Genomic DNA, 20,557 nt, shown 5'->3' with positions numbered 1-20,557 from the left:
CATGAGCCGGTCGCGGCGCGGGTATTTCAGCGTATGAAACGGGGGTTACTGGATCTGCCCGTGGCAATGCTTGAATTTCTTGCCCGAACCGCAGTAGCACAGCTCGTTACGGCCCAGCTTCTGCTCGTTGCGAACCGGGGCGGTGGCGAGGGCCACATCGACCTCTTCACCCAACGGCTCCGGCTGCTCCAGGCCTGGGGCCTCTTCATGCAGGAACTGCATGCGAGCGGCCAGTGCTTCGGCTTCCTGACGCAGGCGCTGCTCTTCTTCGATCGGATCTTCGCGGCGAACCTGAACGTGCGACAACACACGGATCGAGTCGCGCTTGATCGAATCCAGCAGCTCGGAGAACAGCGTGAACGACTCGCGCTTGTACTCCTGTTTCGGGTTCTTCTGCGCATAACCACGCAGGTGGATGCCGTGACGCAGGTGATCCATGGTCGACAGGTGGTCTTTCCACAAGTCGTCCAATACACGCAGGACGATTTGCTTCTCGAAGGTGCGCAGCGCTTCGGCGCCCGCCTGGTCTTCTTTCTCGTTGTACGCGGCAATCAGCTCCTGCATCAGTTTCTCGCGCAGGGTTTCCTCGTACAGGTGATCGTCTTCGTCGAGCCACTGCTGGATCGGCAGTTTCACGCCGAAATCGCTTTCCAGTGCCGCTTCCAGGCCCGCAACGTCCCACTGCTCTGGCAGCGATTGCGGAGGAATGTGCGCGCTGACGGTAGCGTTGAGCACGTCCTGACGGAAGTCGGCAATGGTTTCACCGATGTTGTCAGCGGCCAGCAACGTGTTGCGCATGTGATAGATCACTTTACGCTGTTCGTTGTTGACGTCGTCGAACTCGAGCAGTTGCTTGCGAATGTCGAAGTTGCGGCCTTCGACCTTGCGCTGGGCCTTTTCGATGGCGTTGGTCACCATGCGGTGCTCGATCGCTTCGCCAGGCTGCATGCCCAGGGCTTTCATGAAGTTCTTCACCCGGTCGGAGGCGAAGATGCGCATCAGGCTGTCTTCCAGGGACAGGTAGAAACGGCTGGAACCGGCGTCGCCCTGACGACCGGCACGACCACGCAACTGGTTGTCGATACGGCGCGATTCGTGACGCTCGGACGCGATCACCTGCAAACCACCCGATTCGAGCACCTGCTGGTGACGCTTCTGCCAGTCAGCCTTGATCTGGGCAATCTGCTCAGGGGTCGGGTTTTCCAGCGAAGCGACTTCCACTTCCCAGTTGCCGCCCAACAGGATGTCGGTACCGCGACCGGCCATGTTGGTGGCGATGGTCAGCGCACCCGGGCGACCGGCCTGGGCGATGATCTCGGCTTCCTTTTCGTGGAACTTGGCGTTCAGGACCTTGTGTTCGATGCCTTCCTTGTTGAGCAGGTCGGACATGCGCTCGGACGTTTCGATGGTCGCGGTACCCACCAGCACCGGACGGCCCGCGGCCATGCTTTCCTTGATGTCCGTGACGATGGCCGCGTATTTCTCGTCGGCGGTCAGGAACACCAGGTCGTTGTAGTCTTTACGCGCCAGCGGCTTGTTCGTCGGGATGACGATGACCTGCAGGCCATAGATCTGATGGAATTCGAACGCTTCGGTGTCGGCCGTACCGGTCATGCCGGACAGTTTGTTGTACAGACGGAAGTAGTTCTGGAACGTGGTCGATGCCAGGGTCTGGCTTTCGGCCTGGATGTTCAGGTTTTCCTTGGCCTCGATGGCCTGGTGCAGGCCTTCGGACAAACGACGGCCCGGCATGGTACGACCGGTGTGTTCGTCGACCAGTACCACCTGGCCGTCCTGCACGATGTATTCGACGTTGCGATGGAACAGCTTGTGCGCGCGCAGACCGGCATACACGTGAGTCAGCAGGCTCAGGTTGTGCGCCGAGTACAGGCTCTCGCCTTCGGCCAGCAGGCCGATGCGGGTCAGGGTTTCCTCGACGAACTGGTGACCGGCTTCGTTGAGTTCGACCTGTCGGGTCTTCTCGTCAACGGTGTAGTGGCCAGCCTTGGTGACTTCGCCTTCGACTTCTTCGACGTGCAGTTCCAGCTGCGGGATCAGTTTGTTGATCTCGATGTACAGCTTGGAGCTGTCCTCGGCCTGACCGGAAATGATCAGCGGGGTACGGGCTTCGTCGATAAGGATGGAGTCGACTTCGTCGATCACGGCAAAATTGAGTTCGCGCTGGAATTTTTCTTCCACGCTGAACGCCATGTTGTCGCGCAGGTAATCGAAACCGAATTCGTTGTTGGTGCCGTAGGTGATGTCGGCGGCATAGGCCAGGCGCTTTTCTTCCGGCGGCTGGAATGGCGTGACCACGCCGACTGTCAGGCCGAGGAATTCGTAGAGCGGACGCATCCAGTTGGCGTCACGACGGGCCAGGTAGTCGTTCACCGTCACAACGTGCACGCCCTTGCCGGACAATGCGTTGAGGTAAACGCCCAGTGTTGCCACCAGGGTCTTGCCTTCACCGGTACGCATCTCGGCGATCTTGCCTTCATGCAAGGTCATGCCGCCGATCAGCTGGACATCGAAGTGGCGCATGCCCATGACACGCTTGCCGGCTTCACGGGCGACCGCGAAGGCTTCCGGCAGCAGCTTGTCGAGGGATTCCCCTTTGGCGAAGCGGGCCTTGAACTCATCTGTCTTGGCACGCAATTGATCGTCCGAAAGGGCCACCATTTGCTCTTCGAAGGCATTGACGAATTGCACCGTCTTGAGCATGCGTTTGACTTCGCGCTCGTTCTTGCTTCCAAAAAGTTTCTTTAACAAAGGCGCAAACATATCGGCAGGATCTTCCACACTAAAGGGATGGAGGGCGGCCCCGTGAGTCGCCCGAGCAGCCCTCATGGCCGCATGCGAACGAGCATTCTACCCGGAAACGGTGGTGAGGAAAGTGGCGTTATTCCACGATGCTGGCACAGCGTTGTAACGGGGCTCACTTAAAATAAGGGCAAATCGCTGAACTTCAAGCCATTCACGGCAGAAGTTACTTGTTGATTTAATGGGTAAAGCGCTCGCAAAGCAATGGGTCGGGCGCATCCGCTGCTTTCTGCTACCATGGCGGCTCTGTTACTTCAGGTGTCTGATCATGGCATTTCGCCCTCTTACGGCCAGAGCACCCGCCGTTCTGCTTCGCGAAGCCAAGCCGCTCAAGGCCATTCTCGGCCACGCTCAACGCCTGGGTCATTTGCAACGCTTGCTCGAAAGCCAGCTGCAACCCGCCGCGCGCGCCCATTGCCACGTGGCGTCCTGGCGCGAAGGCAGTTTGTTGCTGATTGTCACCGATGGTCATTGGGCCACTCGCCTGCGTTACCAGCAAAAGCGCCTGCAACGGCAACTGCAGATGTTCGACGAGTTCACCCATCTCACGCGAATCCTGTTCAAGGTCCAGCCGCCCACCGTTCAGCAGGGTGCGGCCGGACATACCATGGACTTATCCAACGATGCGGCGGCGACCATCCAGGCCACGGCTGACGGGATCAGCGATCCGAATCTGCGGGCGGCGCTGGAGCGCCTGGCGGCGCACGCCAAGTCCAAGGAATGACATAGAACATATGTGGGATCGGGCTTGCTCGCGAATGCGGTGTGTCATTCGACGAAAATGTTGACTGGTGCACCGTATTCGCGAGCAAGCCCGCTCCCACATTGATCGTGCCCACTTAAGATGGATTTATCGGCTTTTTTTGCCACCTAATAATGAACCCATCAGTCCGCGCACCAATTGCCGGCCCAACTGGTTGGCCGCCTGGCGCATCGCCGATTTCAGTGCCTGCCCCGCCGCCGTGCCGAGGAACTCTCCGGCCTGTTCGGTGAAGCTCGGTTCCTCAGCCGCCGGTTTAGCCTGTGCCGCCTCAGGTTCCGGGGCCAGGCCCTTGCGCCCCATCAGCACTTCATAAGCCGACTCGCGATCGATCGGTTTGTCATATCTTCCCTTGAACGGTGAGCCGCCTATCAGCACGGTACGCTCGGTGTCACTCAATGGCCCGATCCGCGACTGCGGTGGCGCCACCAAGACACGCTGGACCATTTCCGGCGTGCCCTTGTCCTGCAAAGTACCCACCAGCGCTTCGCCGATGCCCAGCTCAGTCAGCACCGACAGGGCGTCGAACGCTGGATTCGGTCGGAAGCCGTCGGCCACCGCCCGCAGGGATTTCTGCTCTTTGGCGGTGAACGCGCGCAAGCCGTGCTGGATGCGCAGGCCCAGCTGTGCCAGCACGTCGTCCGGCAAGTCACCCGGCGACTGGGTGACGAAATACACGCCCACGCCTTTGGAACGAATCAGCCGCACCACTTGCTCCAGACGATCCTGCAACGCCTTGGGCGTGCCGGCGAACAACAGGTGCGCCTCGTCGAAAAACAGCGCCAGCAGCGGTTTGTCCGCATCGCCGCGTTCCGGCAGTTGCTCGAACAGCTCGGCCAGCAGCCACAGCAGGAACGTCGCGTAGACCTTTGGCGCTTCATGCACCAGGCGACTGGCATCGAGCAAGTGAATGCGTCCGCGCCCATCGGCGGTCGGTTGCAGGATGTCCTCAAGTTGCAGCGCCGGCTCACCGAACAGCGCTTCAGCGCCCTGCTGTTCCAGCGTTGCCAGGCGCCGTAGCAGGGCCTGGCTGGAGCCGGTGGTCATCAGTGCCGCGTCGTCTCCCAGCAGTTCGGGGTTGTCCTTGAGGTGATTGAGCAGCGCCTTGAGGTCCTTCAGGTCCAGCAGCAACAGGCCTTCGCGGTCGGCAACCTTGAACGCGGCATACAGCGCCGACTGCTGGCTGTCGGTCAATTCCAACAGGCTGCCCAAGAGTAGCGGCCCCATTTCGCTCAATGTCGTGCGCAACGGATGACCGGACTGACCGTGAATGTCCCACAAGGTCACCGGATACGCCGCAGGCTTGTGGTTCAGCCATGGCATGCCGGCAATCCGCTCGGCGATCTTGCCCTGGGGGTTGCCGGCAGCGCCCAGGCCACACAGGTCACCCTTGATGTCGGCGGCAAACACCGCCACGCCGGCATCGCTGAAGGCTTCGGCCATGCGTTGCAAGGTGACGGTCTTGCCGGTTCCGGTCGCGCCCGCGATCAAACCGTGGCGGTTCGCCAGGCGCATGGACTGGGCGATCGGCTGTCCCGCGAGGTCGGCGCCGATAACAAGTTGCAATGAATCAGGCATTTGGTCACCCATGGTTAATCTTTGGTCCTACACGGCCGATAGAAATAACGACAAAGCAGACGGACACAAATCTGTCGGACATTTCCCTTAAGGAGCGACGGAAATCTCACTTGCTTTCAACATTGCCCATCGTGCGTTCCTTTATAAAAGCACGCGCAGGACATTAAGACCTTAGCGGAACCCCAAGCCATGAACAAAAATCTACGCTTCAGCCATAAGATCCTGCTTGCCGCCGCCCTCATCGTCATTGCCACTTTCGCTTCATTCACCCTGTATAACGACTATTTACAGCGCAATGCCATCCGCGAAAACCTGGACAACTATCTCAACGAGATGGGCGACGTCACCGCCAACAATATCCAGACCTGGCTGACCGGTCGAATCCTGCTGATCGAGAACCTCGCGCAAAACATTGCCATCAACCCGGAACAAGCCAACGTCGCCACCCTGCTGGAACAGAAAGCACTGACGTCGACGTTCATGGCGTCCTACCTGGGTGACGCTACCGGGCACTTCACCATCCGTCCGGACGCGAAGATGCCTGACGGTTTCGATCCTCGGGTTCGCCCTTGGTACAAGGGTGCGCAAAACAGCAGCACACCAACCCTGACCGAACCCTATGTCGACGCGGCGACCGGTCAGACCATCATTTCCCTGGCCATGCCCTCGACAAAAGCCGGGCAAGGCGTCGGTGTGGTAGGCGGCGACCTGAGCCTGCAAACCTTGATCGATACCCTCAGCGCCCGGGATTTCGATGGCATGGGCTACGCCTTCCTGGTCAGCGCTGACGGCAAGATCCTGGTCCACCCGGACAAGGCCCTGGTCATGAAATCCCTGGGCGAGGCGTATCCGCAAAACACCCCGCGCATCAGCCGCGACTTCAGTGAAATCGTGGTCAACGGCAAGACCCGCATCGTCACCTTTACCCCGATCAAGGGCCTGCCGTCGGTCAATTGGTACATCGGCCTGTCGGTGGACAAGGACAAGGCTTTCTCGATGCTCAGCGAGTTCCGCGCCTCGGCGGTGGTTGCCACGGTGATCGCCGTCGCCATCATCATCGCCCTGCTGGGCATGCTGATCCGCCTGCTGATCCAGCCGTTGCACGTGATGACCCGGGCCATGGCCGACATCGCCGACGGTGAAGGCGACCTGACCAAGCGACTGGTGATCCAGAACAACGACGAGTTCGGTAGCCTCGGCACGGCATTCAACCGTTTTGTGGAACGTATCCACGGTTCGATCCGCGAAGTGTCCTCGGCCACGGGCCAGGTCAACGAAGTGGCATTGCGCGTGGTCGCCGCCTCGAACTCGTCGATGTACAACTCCGACCAGCAAGCCTCGCGCACCAGCAGCGTGGCCGCGGCGATCAACCAACTCGGTGCCGCCACCCAGGAGATCGCCCGCAATGCCGCGCACGCATCGAGCCAGGCCAGCGATGCCCGTAACCTGGCCGAAGACGGCCAGCAAGTGGTGGACCGTAGCATTGCCGCGATGAATCAACTGTCGAACATGCTCAGCGCCTCGAGTAGCAACATCGAATCGCTCAACAGCAAAACCGTGAACATCGGACAGATTCTCGAAGTGATCACCAGCATTTCCCAGCAGACCAACCTGCTGGCGCTCAACGCCGCCATCGAAGCGGCGCGGGCCGGTGAAGCCGGGCGTGGATTTGCCGTGGTGGCCGATGAGGTGCGTAACCTGGCGCATCGCACCCAGGAATCGGCGCAGCAGGTGCAGACCATGATCGAAGAACTGCAGGTCGGCGCCCGCGAGTCGGTCAGCACCATGAGCGACAGCCAGCGCCACAGTCAGGACAGCGTGGAGATCGCCAATCTGGCCGGCGAGCGCCTGAGCAGCGTGACGCAACGCATCGGCGAGATCGATGGCATGAACCAGTCGGTCGCAACCGCCACCGAGGAACAGACCGCGGTGGTCGAGTCGATCAACGTGGACATCACCGAAATCAACACGCTGAACCAGGAAGGCGTGGAAAACCTGCAATCGACCTTGCGCGCCTGTTCGGACCTTGAGCAACAGGCGGCGCGGTTGAAGCAGCTGGTGGGCAGCTTCCGTATCTAGCGTTTGATACGGCCACTTCGCGGGCGGCAATCCGACTTGCCCGCGAAGAAGCTCTGCCCAGGCGCCCCACCCTCCAAACCCCAACCGAACATCTATTCTTCATAAAGGTCAACCAAGGGAGAACAACGGACCGGAGGGATGTTCATCGTGCATATCGCTGACATAACCATGTTCTACGCCCCTGCCAGCGGTGGCGTGCGCACTTATCTGGATGCCAAGCATCATCGCCTGTGCACCAGGCCAGGTATTCGCCACAGCGTGCTGATACCGGGGGCCGTTCTCAGCGAACAGGATGGCATCTACACGGTTCCGGCGCCCGCCCTGCCGTTCGGCAAGGGTTATCGTTTCCCTCTGCGTCTCGCGCCCTGGCGCAATGTCCTGCAGGATCTGCAACCCGAACTGATAGAAGTCGGCGATCCTTACCTCACCGCCTGGGCGGCCCTGGACGCCCGTCGCCAACTCGACGTGCCGGTGATCGGCTTTTATCACTCTGACCTGCCGTTGCTGGCCAGCAATCGAATGGGCAACTGGGTCACCCCCAACGTCGAGGCCTATGTCAGCAGGCTCTACGGCAACTTCGACCGGGTACTGGCGCCGAGCCGGGTCATGGCCAACAAGCTGACCGGGCTGGGGGTGAAGAACGTTTTCGTGCAGCCCCTGGGGGTCGATCTCCAGATGTTTCATCCCGATGCACGGGATACCGACCTTCGGGCCGAGCTGGGCCTCGACGAAAACACCCATCTATTGATCTTCGCCGGGCGTGGTTCCAAGGAAAAGAATCTTCCGGTGCTGCTCGAATGCATGAAGCGCCTGGGCCACCGTTACCACTTGCTGCTGGTCGGTTCGTCGATGCCGACCACTGTGCCGGATAACGTCACAGTCATCGACCAATTCTGCCCGGCCCCGCAAGTCGCCCGCCTGATGGCCAGCGCCGATGCACTGCTGCATGCCGGCGACCAGGAAACCTTTGGCCTGGTGATCCTCGAAGCCATGGCCTGCGGCATCCCGGTGGTGGCAGTGGCCGCCGGTGCGTTCGAGGAAATCATCACCGATCAATGTGGCCTGTTGTGTGCCCCCAACGATTCGTTGGCCATGGCCAACGCGGTGCGCGAATTGTTCAGCCAGGGCAGCGCAGTCCTCGGCCAGCAGGCCCGACGCCATGTCGAGCGGCATTACGCCTGGGACGCCGTGGTCAACAGTTTGCTCGGCCACTATCACGCCGTCCGCGGCAGCCAATGGCCGCGAGCCGCCAATGCCTGAACCCACGGATGCACCCGGCCTGCTGTTGGTACTGCACGATGTCGCGCCACAGACCTGGGGCGATTACCAACCCTTTGTCGAAGCCGTCGACGCGCTGGGCAACGTGCCGATCACCTGGCTGGTGGTGCCCGATTTCCACAAACACAACGACCTGCAAGCCCACCCGGCGTTTCGTCGTCAGCTTGAGACACGACTGGTGCGCGGCGATGAACTGGTGCTGCACGGTTATTTCCACTGCGATGACGGTCCGCGGGCTCGCAATCCCCGCGACTGGTTCATGCGCCGGATCTACACCCACGAAGGCGAGTTCTACAGCTTGTCTCGCGAGGCCGCCCTCACCCGCCTGCACGCTGGCATTGAAATGTTCCAGCGATACGATTGGCCACTGCACGGCTTTGTCGCGCCTGCCTGGTTGATGAGCGAAGGCACGCGCCAGGCCTTGAGCCAATTACCGCTGAATTACACCAGCGACGCCCGGCACCTGTATCGCTTGCCCGAATTCGCCGCGATCGATGCCCCCGGGCTGGTCTGGAGTGCGCGCAGTGTCTGGCGTCGTGGCTTATCGAAAGTGGTCAGCCAGCAACTCGAACACCGCTGGCGAAGCGCGCCGGTGATTCGCCTGGGCCTGCACCCGGTGGACATGCGTCATGAGTTCTCGCGCACATACTGGTTGCAAACCCTCAAGCGCCTGCTCGATGAGGGCCGCGTGCCCATGACCAAGGCCCGCTGGCTGACCTTGCACGGCGGGCGCATGGGGCGTGCGGCATGAGTCGCGCGATTCTGTTGTGCATCGGCCTGCTCGCCGCCGTGCTGATTCCCTGGCTGCTGGGCGGCAGCGGAACCTGGTCGCGGCTCAATGACTTTCCGCTGAGCAGCTTGCTGGTCATGTTCGGCATGATCCTGCTGTGCTGGGTCGTCAATACGATGCGCTTGCGCCTGTTGCTGGGGGATCAGCGCCACAAGGTCAGCCCGCTCAGGAGCCTGGGCGTGGTGATGGCCGCCGAGTTTGCCTATTGCGCCACGCCGGGTGGCAGCGGCGGGCCACTCACCATCATGGCGTTGCTGGCGCGCAACGGCGTGCGACCGGCTCGGGGCAGCGCCGTATTTGCCATGGACCAACTGAGCGATCTGTTGTTTTTCCTCTGCGCATTGATCGGAATTCTGATTTACGCACTGTTCCAGCATCTCAGCCAGCACATGGCGTGGTTGCTGATTGTCAGTGCCCTGTCGATGTTCGGTGGATTGGTCAGTTGCGTGCTGGTGGCGCGTTATCATCGCGTGCTGATTCGTATGGGAGGCCGACTGCTGGCGCGCCTCAACGTCGAGCCCTCGACCCGAATGCGTTGGGCACGAAAACTCCTGCACTTTCTGGCGGCGTTCACCGACACCCTGAAGCTGCCTGCGCAGACGCTGATCACTGTATTTGGCTTGACGTGCGTGCATTGGATCTTGCGTTACAGCGTGATGTACCTGGCGCTGCGCGGGCTCGGCGCGGACATGCAGTGGGCCTGGAGCTTTCTGATCCAGATGGTTTCATTGAGTGCGGGGCAGTTCAGCCTGTTACCAGGCGGTGCCGGGGCGGCTGAATTGACCTCGGCGGCACTGTTGGCGCCCATGGTCGGCAAATCCACGGCGGCAGCGGCCATTCTGATCTGGCGGGCGGTGACGTATTACTTTTACTTGCTGGTGGGTGGGCCGGTGTTTTTATTGATGCTGGGGCGGCCGTTGCTCAAGAAGCTCATGAAAAGCGTGTATCTGTAGGAGCCGGCTTGCCGGCGAAGGCGTCCTCAAGCATTGCGTTGGTCTTTCTGCCGCCTTCGCTGCGATGCGGCGACCCGACAAGCCAGCTCCTACAGCCCCCCGGAAAATCGGTGCCATCTTCAGGGCTCATCTCATCGGGGTCGTAACGGCTCAAGCAACCCTCGCCCAAGGTGGCGGGTGCCTTGGAAGTGGCTTTGTCCAGCGGATCGGCCATGTTCAAATCCTCAGTGCAGAAACGACGAAGGGCCTGCGGCGATTGAACGCCCAGGCCCTTCGAATTTCAACCGTGCCGTGCGGTTATCAGAACACCACGGTTTTGTTGCCGTGTACCAGCACCCGGTCTTCCAGGTGGTAGCGCAGGCCACGGGCCAGCACCATTTTCTCGACATCACGACCGAAACGCACCATGTCTTCAATGCTGTCGCTGTGGCTGACGCGCACCACGTCCTGCTCGATGATGGGGCCGGCGTCCAGTTCTTCGGTCACATAGTGGCAGGTAGCACCGATCAGCTTCACCCCGCGCAGGGAAGCCTGGTGGTATGGCTTGGCGCCGACGAACGACGGCAGGAAGCTGTGGTGGATGTTGATGACTTTGTGCGCATATTCACGGCACAGCTCAGGCGGCAGGATCTGCATGTAGCGGGCCAGTACGACCACTTCGGCATCATGCTGCTTGACCAGGCGCGAGACCTCGGCGAATGCCGGCTCCTTGTCCTGGGGATTGACCGGTACGTGGTAGTACGGAATGCCGTGCCATTCGACCATGCTGCGCAGGTCGTCGTGGTTGGAAATCACGCAGGCGATTTCACAATCCAGTTCATCGCTGTGCCAGCGATGCAGCAAATCGGCGAGGCAGTGAGATTCGCGGCTGGCCATCAGTACCACGCGCTTCTTCTGCTCGGTATCGGTGATACGCCAGTCCATCGAGAACTCTTCGGCAATCGGCGCAAAGGCTTCGCGCAAAGCCTCGATACCGAAAGGCAGCGAGTCGGCACGAATTTCGTGACGCATGAAGAACCAGCCACTCAGATTGTCCGAGTGGTGGCTCGCTTCAGTGATCCAGCCGTTGTGTGACGCCAGAAAGTTACTGACTTTGGCAACGATGCCGACGCGGTCCGGGCAAGAAATCACCAGCCGAAAAGTGCGCATGAGGGGGAAACTCCAGAACTTCGCAAAGTCGGCCATTCTAACGATTGCGCAGCAAATCTGCAGTATTGATCACGTGCTGCCTGGTCGATGGCCTGCGCCAAGGTCCCCGCGCCACCAGGTTGACGCCGCCACAGTGTACTTGGCCCATCGACCAGCAGCGCTTTGTAAATATCTGTAGCACAAGCATCAAACTATAAACTGAGTATCCAATGCGTGCTGAATTCACTGGAATTTAATTAAATAAACTCAGGTTTAATGTTTACTTGATGATACACCCTGACTATTATTGCCGCACTGTCACCTGCCATCCAGCGCCCTACATAAGGTAGTAATCATGTCCTTGATCAACGAATACCGTGCCACCGAAGAAGCTATCAAAGAACTGCAAGCCCGTTTGAAGAACCTGTCCCAAGACGACAAACTGCAGACCGAACTGGAATTCGAAGGCAAACTGCGCACCCTGATGGGCGAGTATTCCAAGTCCCTGCGTGACATCATCGCGCTGCTGGATCCAGAAGCCAAAACCAAAGCTCCACGTGGCGGCGCAGTAAAAACTACCGGCACCAAGCGTGCTCGCAAAGTTAAACAATACAAAAACCCGCACAACGGCGAAGTCATCGAAACCAAAGGTGGCAACCACAAGACTCTGAAAGAGTGGAAAGCCAAGTGGGGCGGTGACGTGGTTGAAGGCTGGGCTACCCTGCTGGGCTAAGCCTGCGCGCGTGTCGCTGATCGATTGCGACAAAAAAACGCCAGCACACGCTGGCGTTTTTTTATGCCACAAGTTCAGCCTCGGGACATTTTCGATTTCAAAGATTCAAACGTTTGCGTAAACCCTGAACATAATCCTGCCAATCATTGAGCACCGCCAGCTGCATCGATGTCGCTGTAACGGTCAATTGGGCCGCGGCCTCTACGAAACTATCCAGCGTATTTGGCGCGCCCCATTCAGGCACTGACAAACGTTTCTGACAGAATACTCGCCAGCGTTCTTGCTCGTCGAGACTCAAGGTGTCGGGAAAGTTACGTGCGCGATATCGAAACAATAGCTCTGGCAAACGTTCATCATCGAAAGGCCATTGCTGTTGTGCCAATTGCAGCGGGTCGACTGTTCTGACTTGCTCGCATAGACGCCGATCACGGTCCCCGATAAATCCGTCGTATAACTGTTGTTCAGGGTCCTCGCTCGAGGAAAAATCTTCACGGGCATAAATCGCCAGAACTTTGGCCTGCCACTCTTGCTGCGCGTCACTTAGCCGCAGTGCTCGTTGCTTATAAAGCGCAACATCCACTCCCAGGCGCTGCTGATCTTCAGGACGAAGAACCGATAACGGCGCCACCACGGGGCATTTATTGATGTGGATAAGCTTGAGCGGTACTGGCAATTCGCCTTCTGCCAGGTCTTCGCGACGGGTATACAAGCGCTGACGCAAGGTTTGGGCATCGAGATCGAGCAAGCCCTGCGGATCGAGGTGCAGGTCGCAGACGATCAGTGCGTTCTTGTTGCGCGGATGCCAGGCCAGGGGTAAAACCACGCCCAAATAGTTGCGCGCCGCGGAAAAGCGCCCCGACACGTGGACCATGGGCTGCAGCAGGCGTATCTGGTCCAGCACCTTTTGCTTGCTACGAAGCTGAAACAACCAGTCATACAATTTCGGCTGTTTCTCCCGGATCAGGCGCGCGAGGGCGATCGTGGCGCGAACGTCCGACAGCGCTTCGTGGGCATTGCCATGATCGATGCCGTTGGCGGCAGTCAGGCGTTCGAGCTTGAGCGTCACCCGCCCCTCATCGTCCGTCGGCCAGTCAAGGCCATCGGGGCGCAAGGCATAGGCCGCCCGCACGACATCGATCAGGTCCCAGCGACTGTTACCGCCCTGCCATTCCCGTGCATAAGGGTCGAAAAAATTGCGGTACAGGCTGTAGCGGGTCATCTCATCGTCGAAGCGCAACGTGTTGTAGCCCGCGCCGCACGTCCCTGGCGCTGCCAGTTGGGCATGGACGCGGGTCATGAAGTCGGCCTCGCTCAACCCGTGCTCAGCCAGTTGGGCGGGCGTGATGCCGGTGATTGCGCAAGCAGCGGGATGCGGCAGGATGTCGTCGCTGGGACGGCAAAAGAGGTTGACCGGCTCGTCGATTTCATTGAGGGCGAAGTCAGTACGCAGCCCCGCCATTTGCAGCGGTCGGTCGCAACGGGGGTTGATGCCCGTCGTTTCGTAGTCGTACCAGAAGATGGAGGTCACGGGCTATTCCTGAACTGAAGATTGGCGAAGTCTAGGCGTTCCCGTCCCGCTCCGGCCAGTAATCCTGCCATTCAATCATCCCCGGCCACGCAATGTGCAATACATAGTTATGTCGTTTTCCCCAGCGAGGCTGCTAGCATCCTTTGAAGAGACAAACCGATCAGGCCACACCATCAGGTTGCCCATGCTCGACGCCACAGCACTGCCACGGAAAGCAACGCTGTCCCCGCCACTGGACACGCAGTATCAGGTCGAAACGCCCGAAGGCATCGACTTGCCACTGCGCCCGGCCGGGTTGATGGTGCGTGCACTGGCGTTTGCCATCGACCTGGCGTTGCGCGGGTTGATCCTGGGCCTGTTGTTCATTGCCCTCGCGATGCTCGGAAAACTCGGTGCGGGCCTGGGTTCGATCCTGCTGTTCGGCGTGAGCTGGTGGTACATGGTGCTGTTCGAAGTCCTCAACCAGGGCTGTTCACCGGGCAAACAATGGATGGGCCTGCGTGTCGTCCAGGACGATGGCACGCCTGTTGGCTGGTCCGCGTCACTGTTGCGCAACCTGCTGCGATTCGTTGACATGCTGCCATTCGGCTACTTCCTCGGTGCCATCAGTTGCCTGCAACACCCCAACTTCAAGCGTCTCGGAGACCTGGCCGCCGGCACGCTGGTGGTCTACCGCGAACAGCCGCTCACCCGCCCGCAACTGCCACCCTCTCAACCCCGTCGCCCACCTTTTGCCCTGACACTGACCGAGCAACGCGCCATCCTCGGGTTCGCCGAACGCCAGGCAGGACTGTCCGACGCCAGGGTCAACGAGCTGGCCGCGATCCTCGCGCGCCCCTTGCAGGTTGCGCCACCGCGCGCCGTGGCCGAACTCAACGGCATCGCCCACGGCTTGTTGGGTCCGGCATGAAACAAAGCCTTTTCGAACATCGGCACATGGCCGAATGGGAGCAGTTTTCCCTCATGCTGGACAGGCTGGAGCGGAACAGGAAAGCCAATGGGGTCGATCAGTTCCCAGCCGATTATCGGCGCATGTGCCAACACCTTGCGCTGGCCCGCGAGCGTGGTTACAGCAGTTTCCTGATCGACTCGTTGCAGCAACAGGTGTTGCGCGGGCATCAGCAACTGTATCGGCATCGCAGTCAGCTGGGGGCCAATGCGCTGGGTTTCATCCTGGCCGGCTTCCCCCGGCTGGTACGCGAACAATGGCCCTTTGTGCTCGCCGCCAGCCTGATGTTTTTCGGCAGTCTGATCGCGATGGCTGGGCTGGTGTATCTGTTTCCGGACCTGGTCTATAACCTGATCCCGGCCGATCAGGTCAGCGACATGCAAAGCATGTACGACCCCGATGCCGGTCACCTCGGGCGCTCGATGGAGCGGGCGGCCAGTGAAGACTGGGCGATGTTCGGCTACTACATCATGCACAACATCGGGATCGCCTTTCAGACGTTTGCCAGCGGCTTGCTGTTTGGCCTGGGCAGCGCGTTTTTCCTGGTCTTCAACGGTTTGATGATCGGCGCGGTAGCCGGACACTTGACGCATATTGGCTATGGACAAACATTCTGGTCATTCGTGGTGGGACACGGAGCCTTTGAACTGACGGCCATCGCCCTGGCGGGTGCCGCCGGCCTGCAACTGGGTTGGGCATTGATCGCCCCGGGACGCCTGCCCCGTGGCGAAGCCTTGCGCCTGACAGCCCGCAAGAGCGTGCTGCTGATTTGCGGAGTCATGTTGTTTCTGCTGATTGCGGCATTTATCGAAGCCTACTGGTCGTCGATGACGGCCCCGGCGCCCCTGACCAAATACCTGGTCGGTGCGGTCCTCTGGGTACTGGTGGCGGTTTACCTGCTATTCGCCGGACGGGCCCGCCATGCGCCTGAGTGACACCACTGTGGTCATTCGCCCGCGACCGACCTTCGAGGCCATGGACCTCGGCGTGCTGCTGAGTCAGCGCCACCGTCGCCTGCTGATGACCAGCTGGGCGATTGTCACCTTGCCGGTTTTCGCATTGCTCACCTGGTTACTGTGGGATTCGCCGACCCTCGCCGTGTTCATCTTCTGGTGGCTGAAGCCGGCCTTCGAGCGCTTGCCGTTGTACATCCTTTCCAAAGCCATCTTTGCTGAAACGCCCACCCTCAAACAGGCACTTTACCAATGGCCACGGTTGCTCAAGCCGCAACTGCTGGCCAGCCTGACCTGGCGACGCCTGGGCCTGAGCCGCAGCTTCCTGCTGCCCGTGCTGCAACTCGAAGGCTTGAGCGGTGAGGCGCGCCATCAGCGATTGCAGGTGTTGTTGCAGCGTGACGCCGGCGCGGCGCGCTGGCTGACCGTGATCGGGGCGCTCCTGGAAAGCGCGCTCTGGATCGGCTTGATGGTGCTGTTTTACCTGCTGTTGCCACAACAGGTCGCACTCGACTGGAGCTGGCAGTCGCTGATCAGCGCCGCGACGCAGGATTGGCACTGGCTGGAACATCTCTCCAACGGGTTCTACGCCCTGGTGCTGGTGGTTTGGGAACCGGTCTACGTGGCCGCAGGCTTCAGCCTGTATCTGAACCGGCGCACCGCGCTCGAAGCCTGGGATATCGAGCTGGTGTTTCGCCGACTGTCCCAGCGCTTGAGTGGCACCACCCTTGCCCTGTTGCTGGGGGCGATCTTGCTGATGCCGGTCGCGCCCACTGTACGGGCGGCCGAATCGGCCCCGGCGACGCCCGACAGCCCGCGCTTGCTGGAGCAATCACTGACCAGCCAGGCGTCCCGGGACAGCATCAAGGCAATCCTCGATCAACCACCGTTCATGAACAGGGAAACCGTCACCCGCTATCGCTTCGGCGAAAAACCGGCCGGCGACGAAAGCGCGGATAGCGACGAGACGCCTCAATGGCTAAAGGCACTGCTCCAACGGTTTGACAACCAGCACTTCGGCGCCTTGGCCACGCTGATCGAAATCACACTGTGGGCAGCCGTGATCAGCGCCATCGGAGTATTGATCTGGTACTACCGTGACTGGTTGCAGGCGTTCGTCAGCCGTCGCCCACGCCCCGCCGAAAAAGCTCCGCGCCCACTTCCTGCGCAGGCCTTCGACCTGGATCTCGACCGCGAAACCCTGCCCCCCGACATTGCTGCAAGTGCCGAAAACCTCTGGCAAAGCAACCCCCGCGCAGCGCTCGGCTTGCTCTATCGCGCATTGCTCAGCCGCTTGTTGCACGACTTCGACATCCCGCTCAAAGCCGCCGACACCGAAGGCCAGGTTCTGGAACGAGTCGAGCAACTGCAGCAACCGGCCTTGTTGGCCTTCAGCAAAGACCTGACCGCGCACTGGCAAAACATGGCCTACGGGAACCAACCGCCGCCCGCTCATGCGCAACGCGAACTGTGTGACGGCTGGCGTAATGTATTTGGCCCGAGAACCGCCCGGTGAACCGGCGCACCTGGCCGATCGTCAGCGCGGTGGCTGCTTTGCTGCTGGGCGCGCTGATGATTTATCTGTACCTGAAGGCAACGCCCTACCCGGCCGAAATCGACCACGGCCCGGCGCCGGAAGCCCAGGCGAATCCCTACCTTGCCGCCGAGTATTTTTTGCGCAAACAGGGCTTGAGTGTCAGCCATGCCAACAGCCTCGACATCCTGCCCAGCCTCGCGCCAAAGCATCACAGCCTGTTGTTGCTCGGCGACCGCTACAACATGACGCCCAGGCAGATCGATCAAGTGCTGGACTGGACCCGGGCTGGGGGGCGCCTGCTGTTCGTTGCTCAGTCACTGTGGGATGAACAGACCGGGCAAAGCAATGACCGCTTGCTCGATCGGGTGCAACTGCAGCAATCGCTGAGCAAAGACCTCAAGGACCCGCCGCCCGATACTCATGGCGACCCCTACCCGCAACTGACCAAGCTCTATCTGGAAAATGAACCCGCACCGGCCTACGCCGGCTTCGATACCGCATTCCATCTCGAGGACCCGAAAAACCTCGCCCACGCCTGGGCCAACAGTGGCAAGGCCACCCATATGATGCAACTGAACCACGGGCTCGGTTCGATCATTGTGGTGACTGACGCCGACCTGTGGAAAACCCCATCCATCGATCAATACGACAACGCCTGGCTGCTCTGGTACCTGACCGCCGATACCGGCGTGACCCTGCTGTTCAACACCGAGCACGACAGCCTGCTGACATTGCTGTTGCGCAATTTCCCCCAGGCGCTGGTCGCCTTGATCGCCCTGATCGGGCTGGCGTTCTGGCACTTTGGCATGCGCCATGGCCCACTCCAGCAACCGCAGCCCAAAGCTCGGCAGCAATGGCAGGAGCATCTGCGCGCCGGCGCCGATTTCATCTTGCGACACAATGGCCAGGACAGCCTGCTGCAAGCCTTGCGGCAAGACATACTGCGCCGTGTCAGACATCGTCATCCTGGCTATGAGCAACTCGATGTCGCCGAACAATGGCGCGTACTCGCGCGCCTGAGCGGCCAACCCGAGAGCGCGGTCAGCCAAGCCATGGGACCGCGGCCGAAGCAGCGGCTTTCCAGCGCTGAATTCAGCCGCCGGGTCGCCCGTCTGCAAACTTTGAGGAATGCGTTATGAGCCAACCGACCGAGCCCGATGCAATCGATAATGCCACTGCGCAACGCCAGCGCGCCTGCCAGTTGGCCCAGGCGGTGCGCCATGAATTGCAAAAAGCCGTGATCGGGCAGGACACTGTCATCGATGACGTGCTGACAGCCCTGCTTGCCGGCGGCCACGTGTTGCTCGAAGGCGTGCCGGGTCTGGGCAAGACGTTGCTGGTCAGGGCACTGGCTCGCTGTTTCGGCGGTGAGTTCGCGCGTATCCAGTTCACCCCGGACCTGATGCCCAGCGATGTCACCGGGCATGCGGTGTACGACTTGCAGACCGAGCAATTCAAACTGCGCAAAGGTCCCTTGTTCACCAACCTGTTGCTGGCCGATGAGATCAACCGCGCCCCGGCAAAAACCCAGGCAGCACTGCTCGAAGCCATGCAGGAACGCCAGGTCACCCTCGAAGGCCGCGCCCTGCCTATCGCCCAGCCGTTCATGGTGCTCGCCACGCAAAACCCCATCGAACAGGAAGGCACTTACCCGCTGCCGGAAGCCGAACTCGATCGTTTCATGCTCAAGGTGCGCATGGATTATCCCGACGCCGGGCAGGAGTTGGACATGGTGCGTCAGGTCAGCCGCTCGACCCGCGCCGACATGCTCGATGTGCAACCGCTGCGCACCGTGCTGCAAGCCAAGGACGTGCTGGCCCTGCAACGCATTGCCAGTCAATTGCCGCTGGATGAGCAAGCCCTCGATTACGCCGTGCGCCTCGCCCGCACCACCCGCAGTTGGCCCGGCCTGACGCTCGGCGCCGGGCCTCGTGCGTCCATTGCGCTGGTGCGCTGCGCGCGGGCACGAGCCTTGTTGCGCGGCGGCGAGTTCGTGATTCCAGACGACATAAAAGGCTGTGCCCTGGCCGTGCTGCGCCATCGCGTGCGCATCGCGCCGGAGCTGGATATCGAAGGCCTGGACGTCGATCAGGTGCTACAGCAACTGCTCGATCAAGTACCGGCACCTCGGCTTTGAAACCTTCGCGCCTGCTGCTGATCTGGCTCACGATCCTGCTGGTCATCGGCGTCGTGCTGGGCATATTGCGGGCGCTGGGCATGGGAATGCCATCCAGCCTGTTGTCGATCAACTGGGGCTTGCTGCTGGCGCTATTGGTCCTGGCAATACTCGACGCCATCCGACTCGAACGCCTGCCCTCCCCCCGCGTACAAAGACAAATGCCCGGCAGCCTGGCCCTCGGCCGCTGGAGCGAAGTGCGACTGGAAGTCGAGCACGACTTTGCCCTGCCACTGAACATACAGATTCATGACCACGTGCCCGATGGCCTGAGTTTCGAGAACCTGCCCCTGTCGGTCGAACTGCAACCCGGCCAGTACAGCCACGTCGGCTATCGCCTGCGTCCGCTCAAACGCGGTCACTTCAGCTTCGATCACTGCGAAATCAATCTGCCGAGCCCATTGGGCCTATGGTCCGGCAAGCGCCTGCTCAGCGTGAGCGACAACACCCGGGTCTACCCGGACTTCGCTCGACTCTACGGCGGCCAACTGCTGGCGGTGGACAATTGGCTCAGCCAACTCGGCGTACGTCAGCGCCAACGGCGTGGCCTTGGCCTGGAATTTCATCAGCTGCGGGAATTTCGCGAGGGTGACAGCCTGCGGCAGATCGACTGGAAGGCCACCGCGCGCCAACGCACACCGATTGCCCGGGAATACCAGGACGAGCGTGACCAACAGATAATCTTCATGCTCGACTGCGGTCGACGCATGCGCAGCCAGGATGACGAACTGGCGCACTTCGATCACGCGCTCAACGCCTGCCTGTTGCTCAGTTACGTCGCCCTGCGCCAAGGGGATGCTGTGGGCCTGAGCACCTTTGCCAGCGAACACCCGCGCTACCTCGCACCGGTGAAAGGCACTGGCCAGCTCAACGTTTTGCTGAACACGGTCTATGACCTGAACAGCACCCAACGCAGCGCCGATTATCAAGCGGCTACCACTGAGCTACTGGCTCGGCAGAAACGCCGGGCGCTGGTGCTGCTGATGACCAACCTGCGCGATGAAGACGATGAAGAACTGCTGACGGCCGTCAAGCGATTGAGCAAACAGCATCAGGTGCTGGTCGCAAGCTTGCGGGAAAATGTCCTCGATACTACGCGCCTATTGCCGGTGCAAACCTTGTCGGAGGCGCTGAGCTATTGCGGGACCGTTGAATACCTGAATTCACGCGCAGCACTCCATGAGCGCTTGAACGCCCATGGAGTACAGGTAGTGGACAGGCAACCTGAGGCGCTGGGGCCAGCATTGGTCACGCGTTACCTGAACTGGAAAAAAGCGGGAACAATTTAAAAGATC

The 20,557-nt window shown here is 60.5% G+C and carries 17 protein-coding genes and 1 pseudogene; 13 read left to right on the top strand and 5 right to left on the bottom strand.

Annotation, left to right across the window (positions count from 1 at the left end; all coding sequences use genetic code 11):
- Positions 1 to 45 precede the first annotated feature (45 nt).
- Positions 46 to 2,781, bottom strand: a complete 2,736-nt coding sequence (secA, locus tag ACYP2Q_RS28145; RefSeq protein WP_459733465.1) for a preprotein translocase subunit SecA — start codon at positions 2,779 to 2,781, stop codon at positions 46 to 48.
- Positions 2,782 to 3,088: 307 nt separating this feature from the next.
- Here secA and ACYP2Q_RS28140 point away from each other — a divergent pair, with 307 nt between their 5' ends.
- Positions 3,089 to 3,544, top strand: coding sequence for a DUF721 domain-containing protein (locus ACYP2Q_RS28140; protein WP_459733464.1), 456 nt, complete (start codon positions 3,089 to 3,091; stop codon positions 3,542 to 3,544).
- Positions 3,545 to 3,670: 126 nt separating this feature from the next.
- On the opposite strand, the gene ACYP2Q_RS28135 is transcribed toward ACYP2Q_RS28140, so the two are convergent.
- Positions 3,671 to 5,158 (bottom strand): helicase HerA-like domain-containing protein, encoded by a 1,488-nt coding sequence (locus tag ACYP2Q_RS28135; RefSeq protein WP_459733463.1) that lies wholly within the window; start codon positions 5,156 to 5,158, stop codon positions 3,671 to 3,673.
- A 189-nt stretch (positions 5,159 to 5,347) separates the two neighbouring features.
- On the opposite strand from ACYP2Q_RS28135, the pseudogene ACYP2Q_RS28130 reads away from it, so the two are divergent.
- From ACYP2Q_RS28130 to ACYP2Q_RS28110, 5 genes and pseudogenes are all read left to right on the top strand, one after another.
- Positions 5,348 to 6,379, top strand: a pseudogene (locus tag ACYP2Q_RS28130) (HAMP domain-containing protein); the annotation flags it as partial.
- Positions 6,380 to 6,472: 93 nt separating this feature from the next.
- Entirely contained in the window at positions 6,473 to 7,237 is a 765-nt protein-coding gene (locus ACYP2Q_RS28125) for a methyl-accepting chemotaxis protein (protein ID WP_459733492.1), read from the top strand.
- A gap of 138 nt (positions 7,238 to 7,375) precedes the next feature.
- Positions 7,376 to 8,497, top strand: coding sequence for a glycosyltransferase family 4 protein (locus ACYP2Q_RS28120; protein ID WP_459733462.1), 1,122 nt, complete (start codon positions 7,376 to 7,378; stop codon positions 8,495 to 8,497).
- Positions 8,490 to 9,266 carry a DUF2334 domain-containing protein gene (locus ACYP2Q_RS28115; protein ID WP_459733461.1) on the top strand — a complete coding sequence of 259 codons (777 nt, stop codon included), beginning with the start codon at positions 8,490 to 8,492 and terminating at the stop codon, positions 9,264 to 9,266. The genes ACYP2Q_RS28120 and ACYP2Q_RS28115 overlap by 8 nt, the downstream gene beginning before the upstream one ends.
- Positions 9,263 to 10,258, top strand: a complete 996-nt coding sequence (locus tag ACYP2Q_RS28110; protein WP_459733460.1) for a lysylphosphatidylglycerol synthase transmembrane domain-containing protein — start codon at positions 9,263 to 9,265, stop codon at positions 10,256 to 10,258. Before ACYP2Q_RS28115 ends, ACYP2Q_RS28110 begins: the two co-directional genes overlap by 4 nt.
- Here ACYP2Q_RS28110 and ACYP2Q_RS28105 read toward each other — a convergent pair.
- Together ACYP2Q_RS28105 and purU are read right to left on the bottom strand one after the other, a co-directional pair.
- A complete protein-coding gene (locus ACYP2Q_RS28105) occupies positions 10,236 to 10,472 on the bottom strand; it encodes a hypothetical protein (RefSeq protein ID WP_459733459.1) in 237 nt (78 codons plus the stop codon). The genes ACYP2Q_RS28110 and ACYP2Q_RS28105 overlap by 23 nt on opposite strands.
- Before the next feature lie 86 nt (positions 10,473 to 10,558).
- Positions 10,559 to 11,407, bottom strand: coding sequence for a formyltetrahydrofolate deformylase (purU, locus tag ACYP2Q_RS28100; RefSeq protein WP_020797876.1), 849 nt, complete (start codon positions 11,405 to 11,407; stop codon positions 10,559 to 10,561).
- A gap of 334 nt (positions 11,408 to 11,741) precedes the next feature.
- Between purU and mvaT the strand changes: the two genes are divergently transcribed.
- Entirely contained in the window at positions 11,742 to 12,119 is a 378-nt protein-coding gene (mvaT, locus tag ACYP2Q_RS28095; RefSeq protein WP_008058684.1) for a histone-like nucleoid-structuring protein MvaT, read from the top strand.
- Positions 12,120 to 12,216: 97 nt separating this feature from the next.
- Here the strand turns inward: mvaT and sbcB are convergent, their stop codons facing one another.
- The gene (gene sbcB / locus ACYP2Q_RS28090) at positions 12,217 to 13,647 is read right to left on the bottom strand and encodes an exodeoxyribonuclease I (RefSeq protein ID WP_459733458.1); all 1,431 of its coding nucleotides are present in this window, start codon (positions 13,645 to 13,647) and stop codon (positions 12,217 to 12,219) included.
- 184 nt (positions 13,648 to 13,831) lie between these two features.
- On the opposite strand from sbcB, the gene ACYP2Q_RS28085 reads away from it, so the two are divergent.
- Genes ACYP2Q_RS28085 through ACYP2Q_RS28060 form a run of 6 tightly spaced genes read left to right on the top strand, consistent with a single transcriptional unit; the run spans position 13,832 to position 20,551 of the window.
- On the top strand, positions 13,832 to 14,557 hold the full coding sequence (locus ACYP2Q_RS28085) for an RDD family protein (RefSeq protein ID WP_459733457.1): 726 nt from the start codon (positions 13,832 to 13,834) through the stop codon (positions 14,555 to 14,557).
- Positions 14,554 to 15,531 carry a stage II sporulation protein M gene (locus ACYP2Q_RS28080; protein ID WP_459733456.1) on the top strand — a complete coding sequence of 326 codons (978 nt, stop codon included), beginning with the start codon at positions 14,554 to 14,556 and terminating at the stop codon, positions 15,529 to 15,531. The genes ACYP2Q_RS28085 and ACYP2Q_RS28080 overlap by 4 nt, the downstream gene beginning before the upstream one ends.
- Complete coding sequence (locus tag ACYP2Q_RS28075) at positions 15,518 to 17,065, top strand: DUF4129 domain-containing protein (protein ID WP_459733455.1); 1,548 nt, start codon at positions 15,518 to 15,520, stop codon at positions 17,063 to 17,065. Before ACYP2Q_RS28080 ends, ACYP2Q_RS28075 begins: the two co-directional genes overlap by 14 nt.
- Positions 17,062 to 18,225 (top strand): DUF4350 domain-containing protein, encoded by a 1,164-nt coding sequence (locus ACYP2Q_RS28070; protein WP_459733454.1) that lies wholly within the window; start codon positions 17,062 to 17,064, stop codon positions 18,223 to 18,225. The genes ACYP2Q_RS28075 and ACYP2Q_RS28070 overlap by 4 nt, the downstream gene beginning before the upstream one ends.
- Positions 18,222 to 19,223 carry an AAA family ATPase gene (locus tag ACYP2Q_RS28065; RefSeq protein ID WP_459733453.1) on the top strand — a complete coding sequence of 334 codons (1,002 nt, stop codon included), beginning with the start codon at positions 18,222 to 18,224 and terminating at the stop codon, positions 19,221 to 19,223. The genes ACYP2Q_RS28070 and ACYP2Q_RS28065 overlap by 4 nt, the downstream gene beginning before the upstream one ends.
- The gene (locus ACYP2Q_RS28060; protein WP_459733452.1) at positions 19,220 to 20,551 is read left to right on the top strand and encodes a DUF58 domain-containing protein; all 1,332 of its coding nucleotides are present in this window, start codon (positions 19,220 to 19,222) and stop codon (positions 20,549 to 20,551) included. The genes ACYP2Q_RS28065 and ACYP2Q_RS28060 overlap by 4 nt, the downstream gene beginning before the upstream one ends.
- Positions 20,552 to 20,557 lie beyond the last annotated feature (6 nt).

The sequence above is a fragment of the Pseudomonas sp. MHK4 genome, from assembly GCF_054600775.1.
This window is presented reverse-complemented; position numbering and strand designations above follow the sequence as displayed.

What these genes read in the sequence shown, in the direction of transcription:
- ACYP2Q_RS28135 (WP_459733463.1), bottom strand. Translation starts at nt 5,158, where the DNA reads ATGCCTGATTCATTGCAACTTGTTATCGGCGCCGACCTCGCGGGACAG.
- ACYP2Q_RS28105 (WP_459733459.1), bottom strand. Translation starts at nt 10,472, where the DNA reads ATGGCCGATCCGCTGGACAAAGCCACTTCCAAGGCACCCGCCACCTTG.
- ACYP2Q_RS28075 (WP_459733455.1), top strand. Translation starts at nt 15,518, where the DNA reads ATGCGCCTGAGTGACACCACTGTGGTCATTCGCCCGCGACCGACCTTC.
- ACYP2Q_RS28140 (WP_459733464.1), top strand. Translation starts at nt 3,089, where the DNA reads ATGGCATTTCGCCCTCTTACGGCCAGAGCACCCGCCGTTCTGCTTCGC.
- ACYP2Q_RS28120 (WP_459733462.1), top strand. Translation starts at nt 7,376, where the DNA reads ATGTTCATCGTGCATATCGCTGACATAACCATGTTCTACGCCCCTGCC.
- purU (WP_020797876.1), bottom strand. Translation starts at nt 11,407, where the DNA reads ATGCGCACTTTTCGGCTGGTGATTTCTTGCCCGGACCGCGTCGGCATC.
- ACYP2Q_RS28110 (WP_459733460.1), top strand. Translation starts at nt 9,263, where the DNA reads ATGAGTCGCGCGATTCTGTTGTGCATCGGCCTGCTCGCCGCCGTGCTG.
- ACYP2Q_RS28065 (WP_459733453.1), top strand. Translation starts at nt 18,222, where the DNA reads ATGAGCCAACCGACCGAGCCCGATGCAATCGATAATGCCACTGCGCAA.
- ACYP2Q_RS28080 (WP_459733456.1), top strand. Translation starts at nt 14,554, where the DNA reads ATGAAACAAAGCCTTTTCGAACATCGGCACATGGCCGAATGGGAGCAG.
- secA (WP_459733465.1), bottom strand. Translation starts at nt 2,781, where the DNA reads ATGTTTGCGCCTTTGTTAAAGAAACTTTTTGGAAGCAAGAACGAGCGC.
- ACYP2Q_RS28125 (WP_459733492.1), top strand. Translation starts at nt 6,473, where the DNA reads ATGTACAACTCCGACCAGCAAGCCTCGCGCACCAGCAGCGTGGCCGCG.
- ACYP2Q_RS28085 (WP_459733457.1), top strand. Translation starts at nt 13,832, where the DNA reads ATGCTCGACGCCACAGCACTGCCACGGAAAGCAACGCTGTCCCCGCCA.
- ACYP2Q_RS28115 (WP_459733461.1), top strand. Translation starts at nt 8,490, where the DNA reads ATGCCTGAACCCACGGATGCACCCGGCCTGCTGTTGGTACTGCACGAT.
- mvaT (WP_008058684.1), top strand. Translation starts at nt 11,742, where the DNA reads ATGTCCTTGATCAACGAATACCGTGCCACCGAAGAAGCTATCAAAGAA.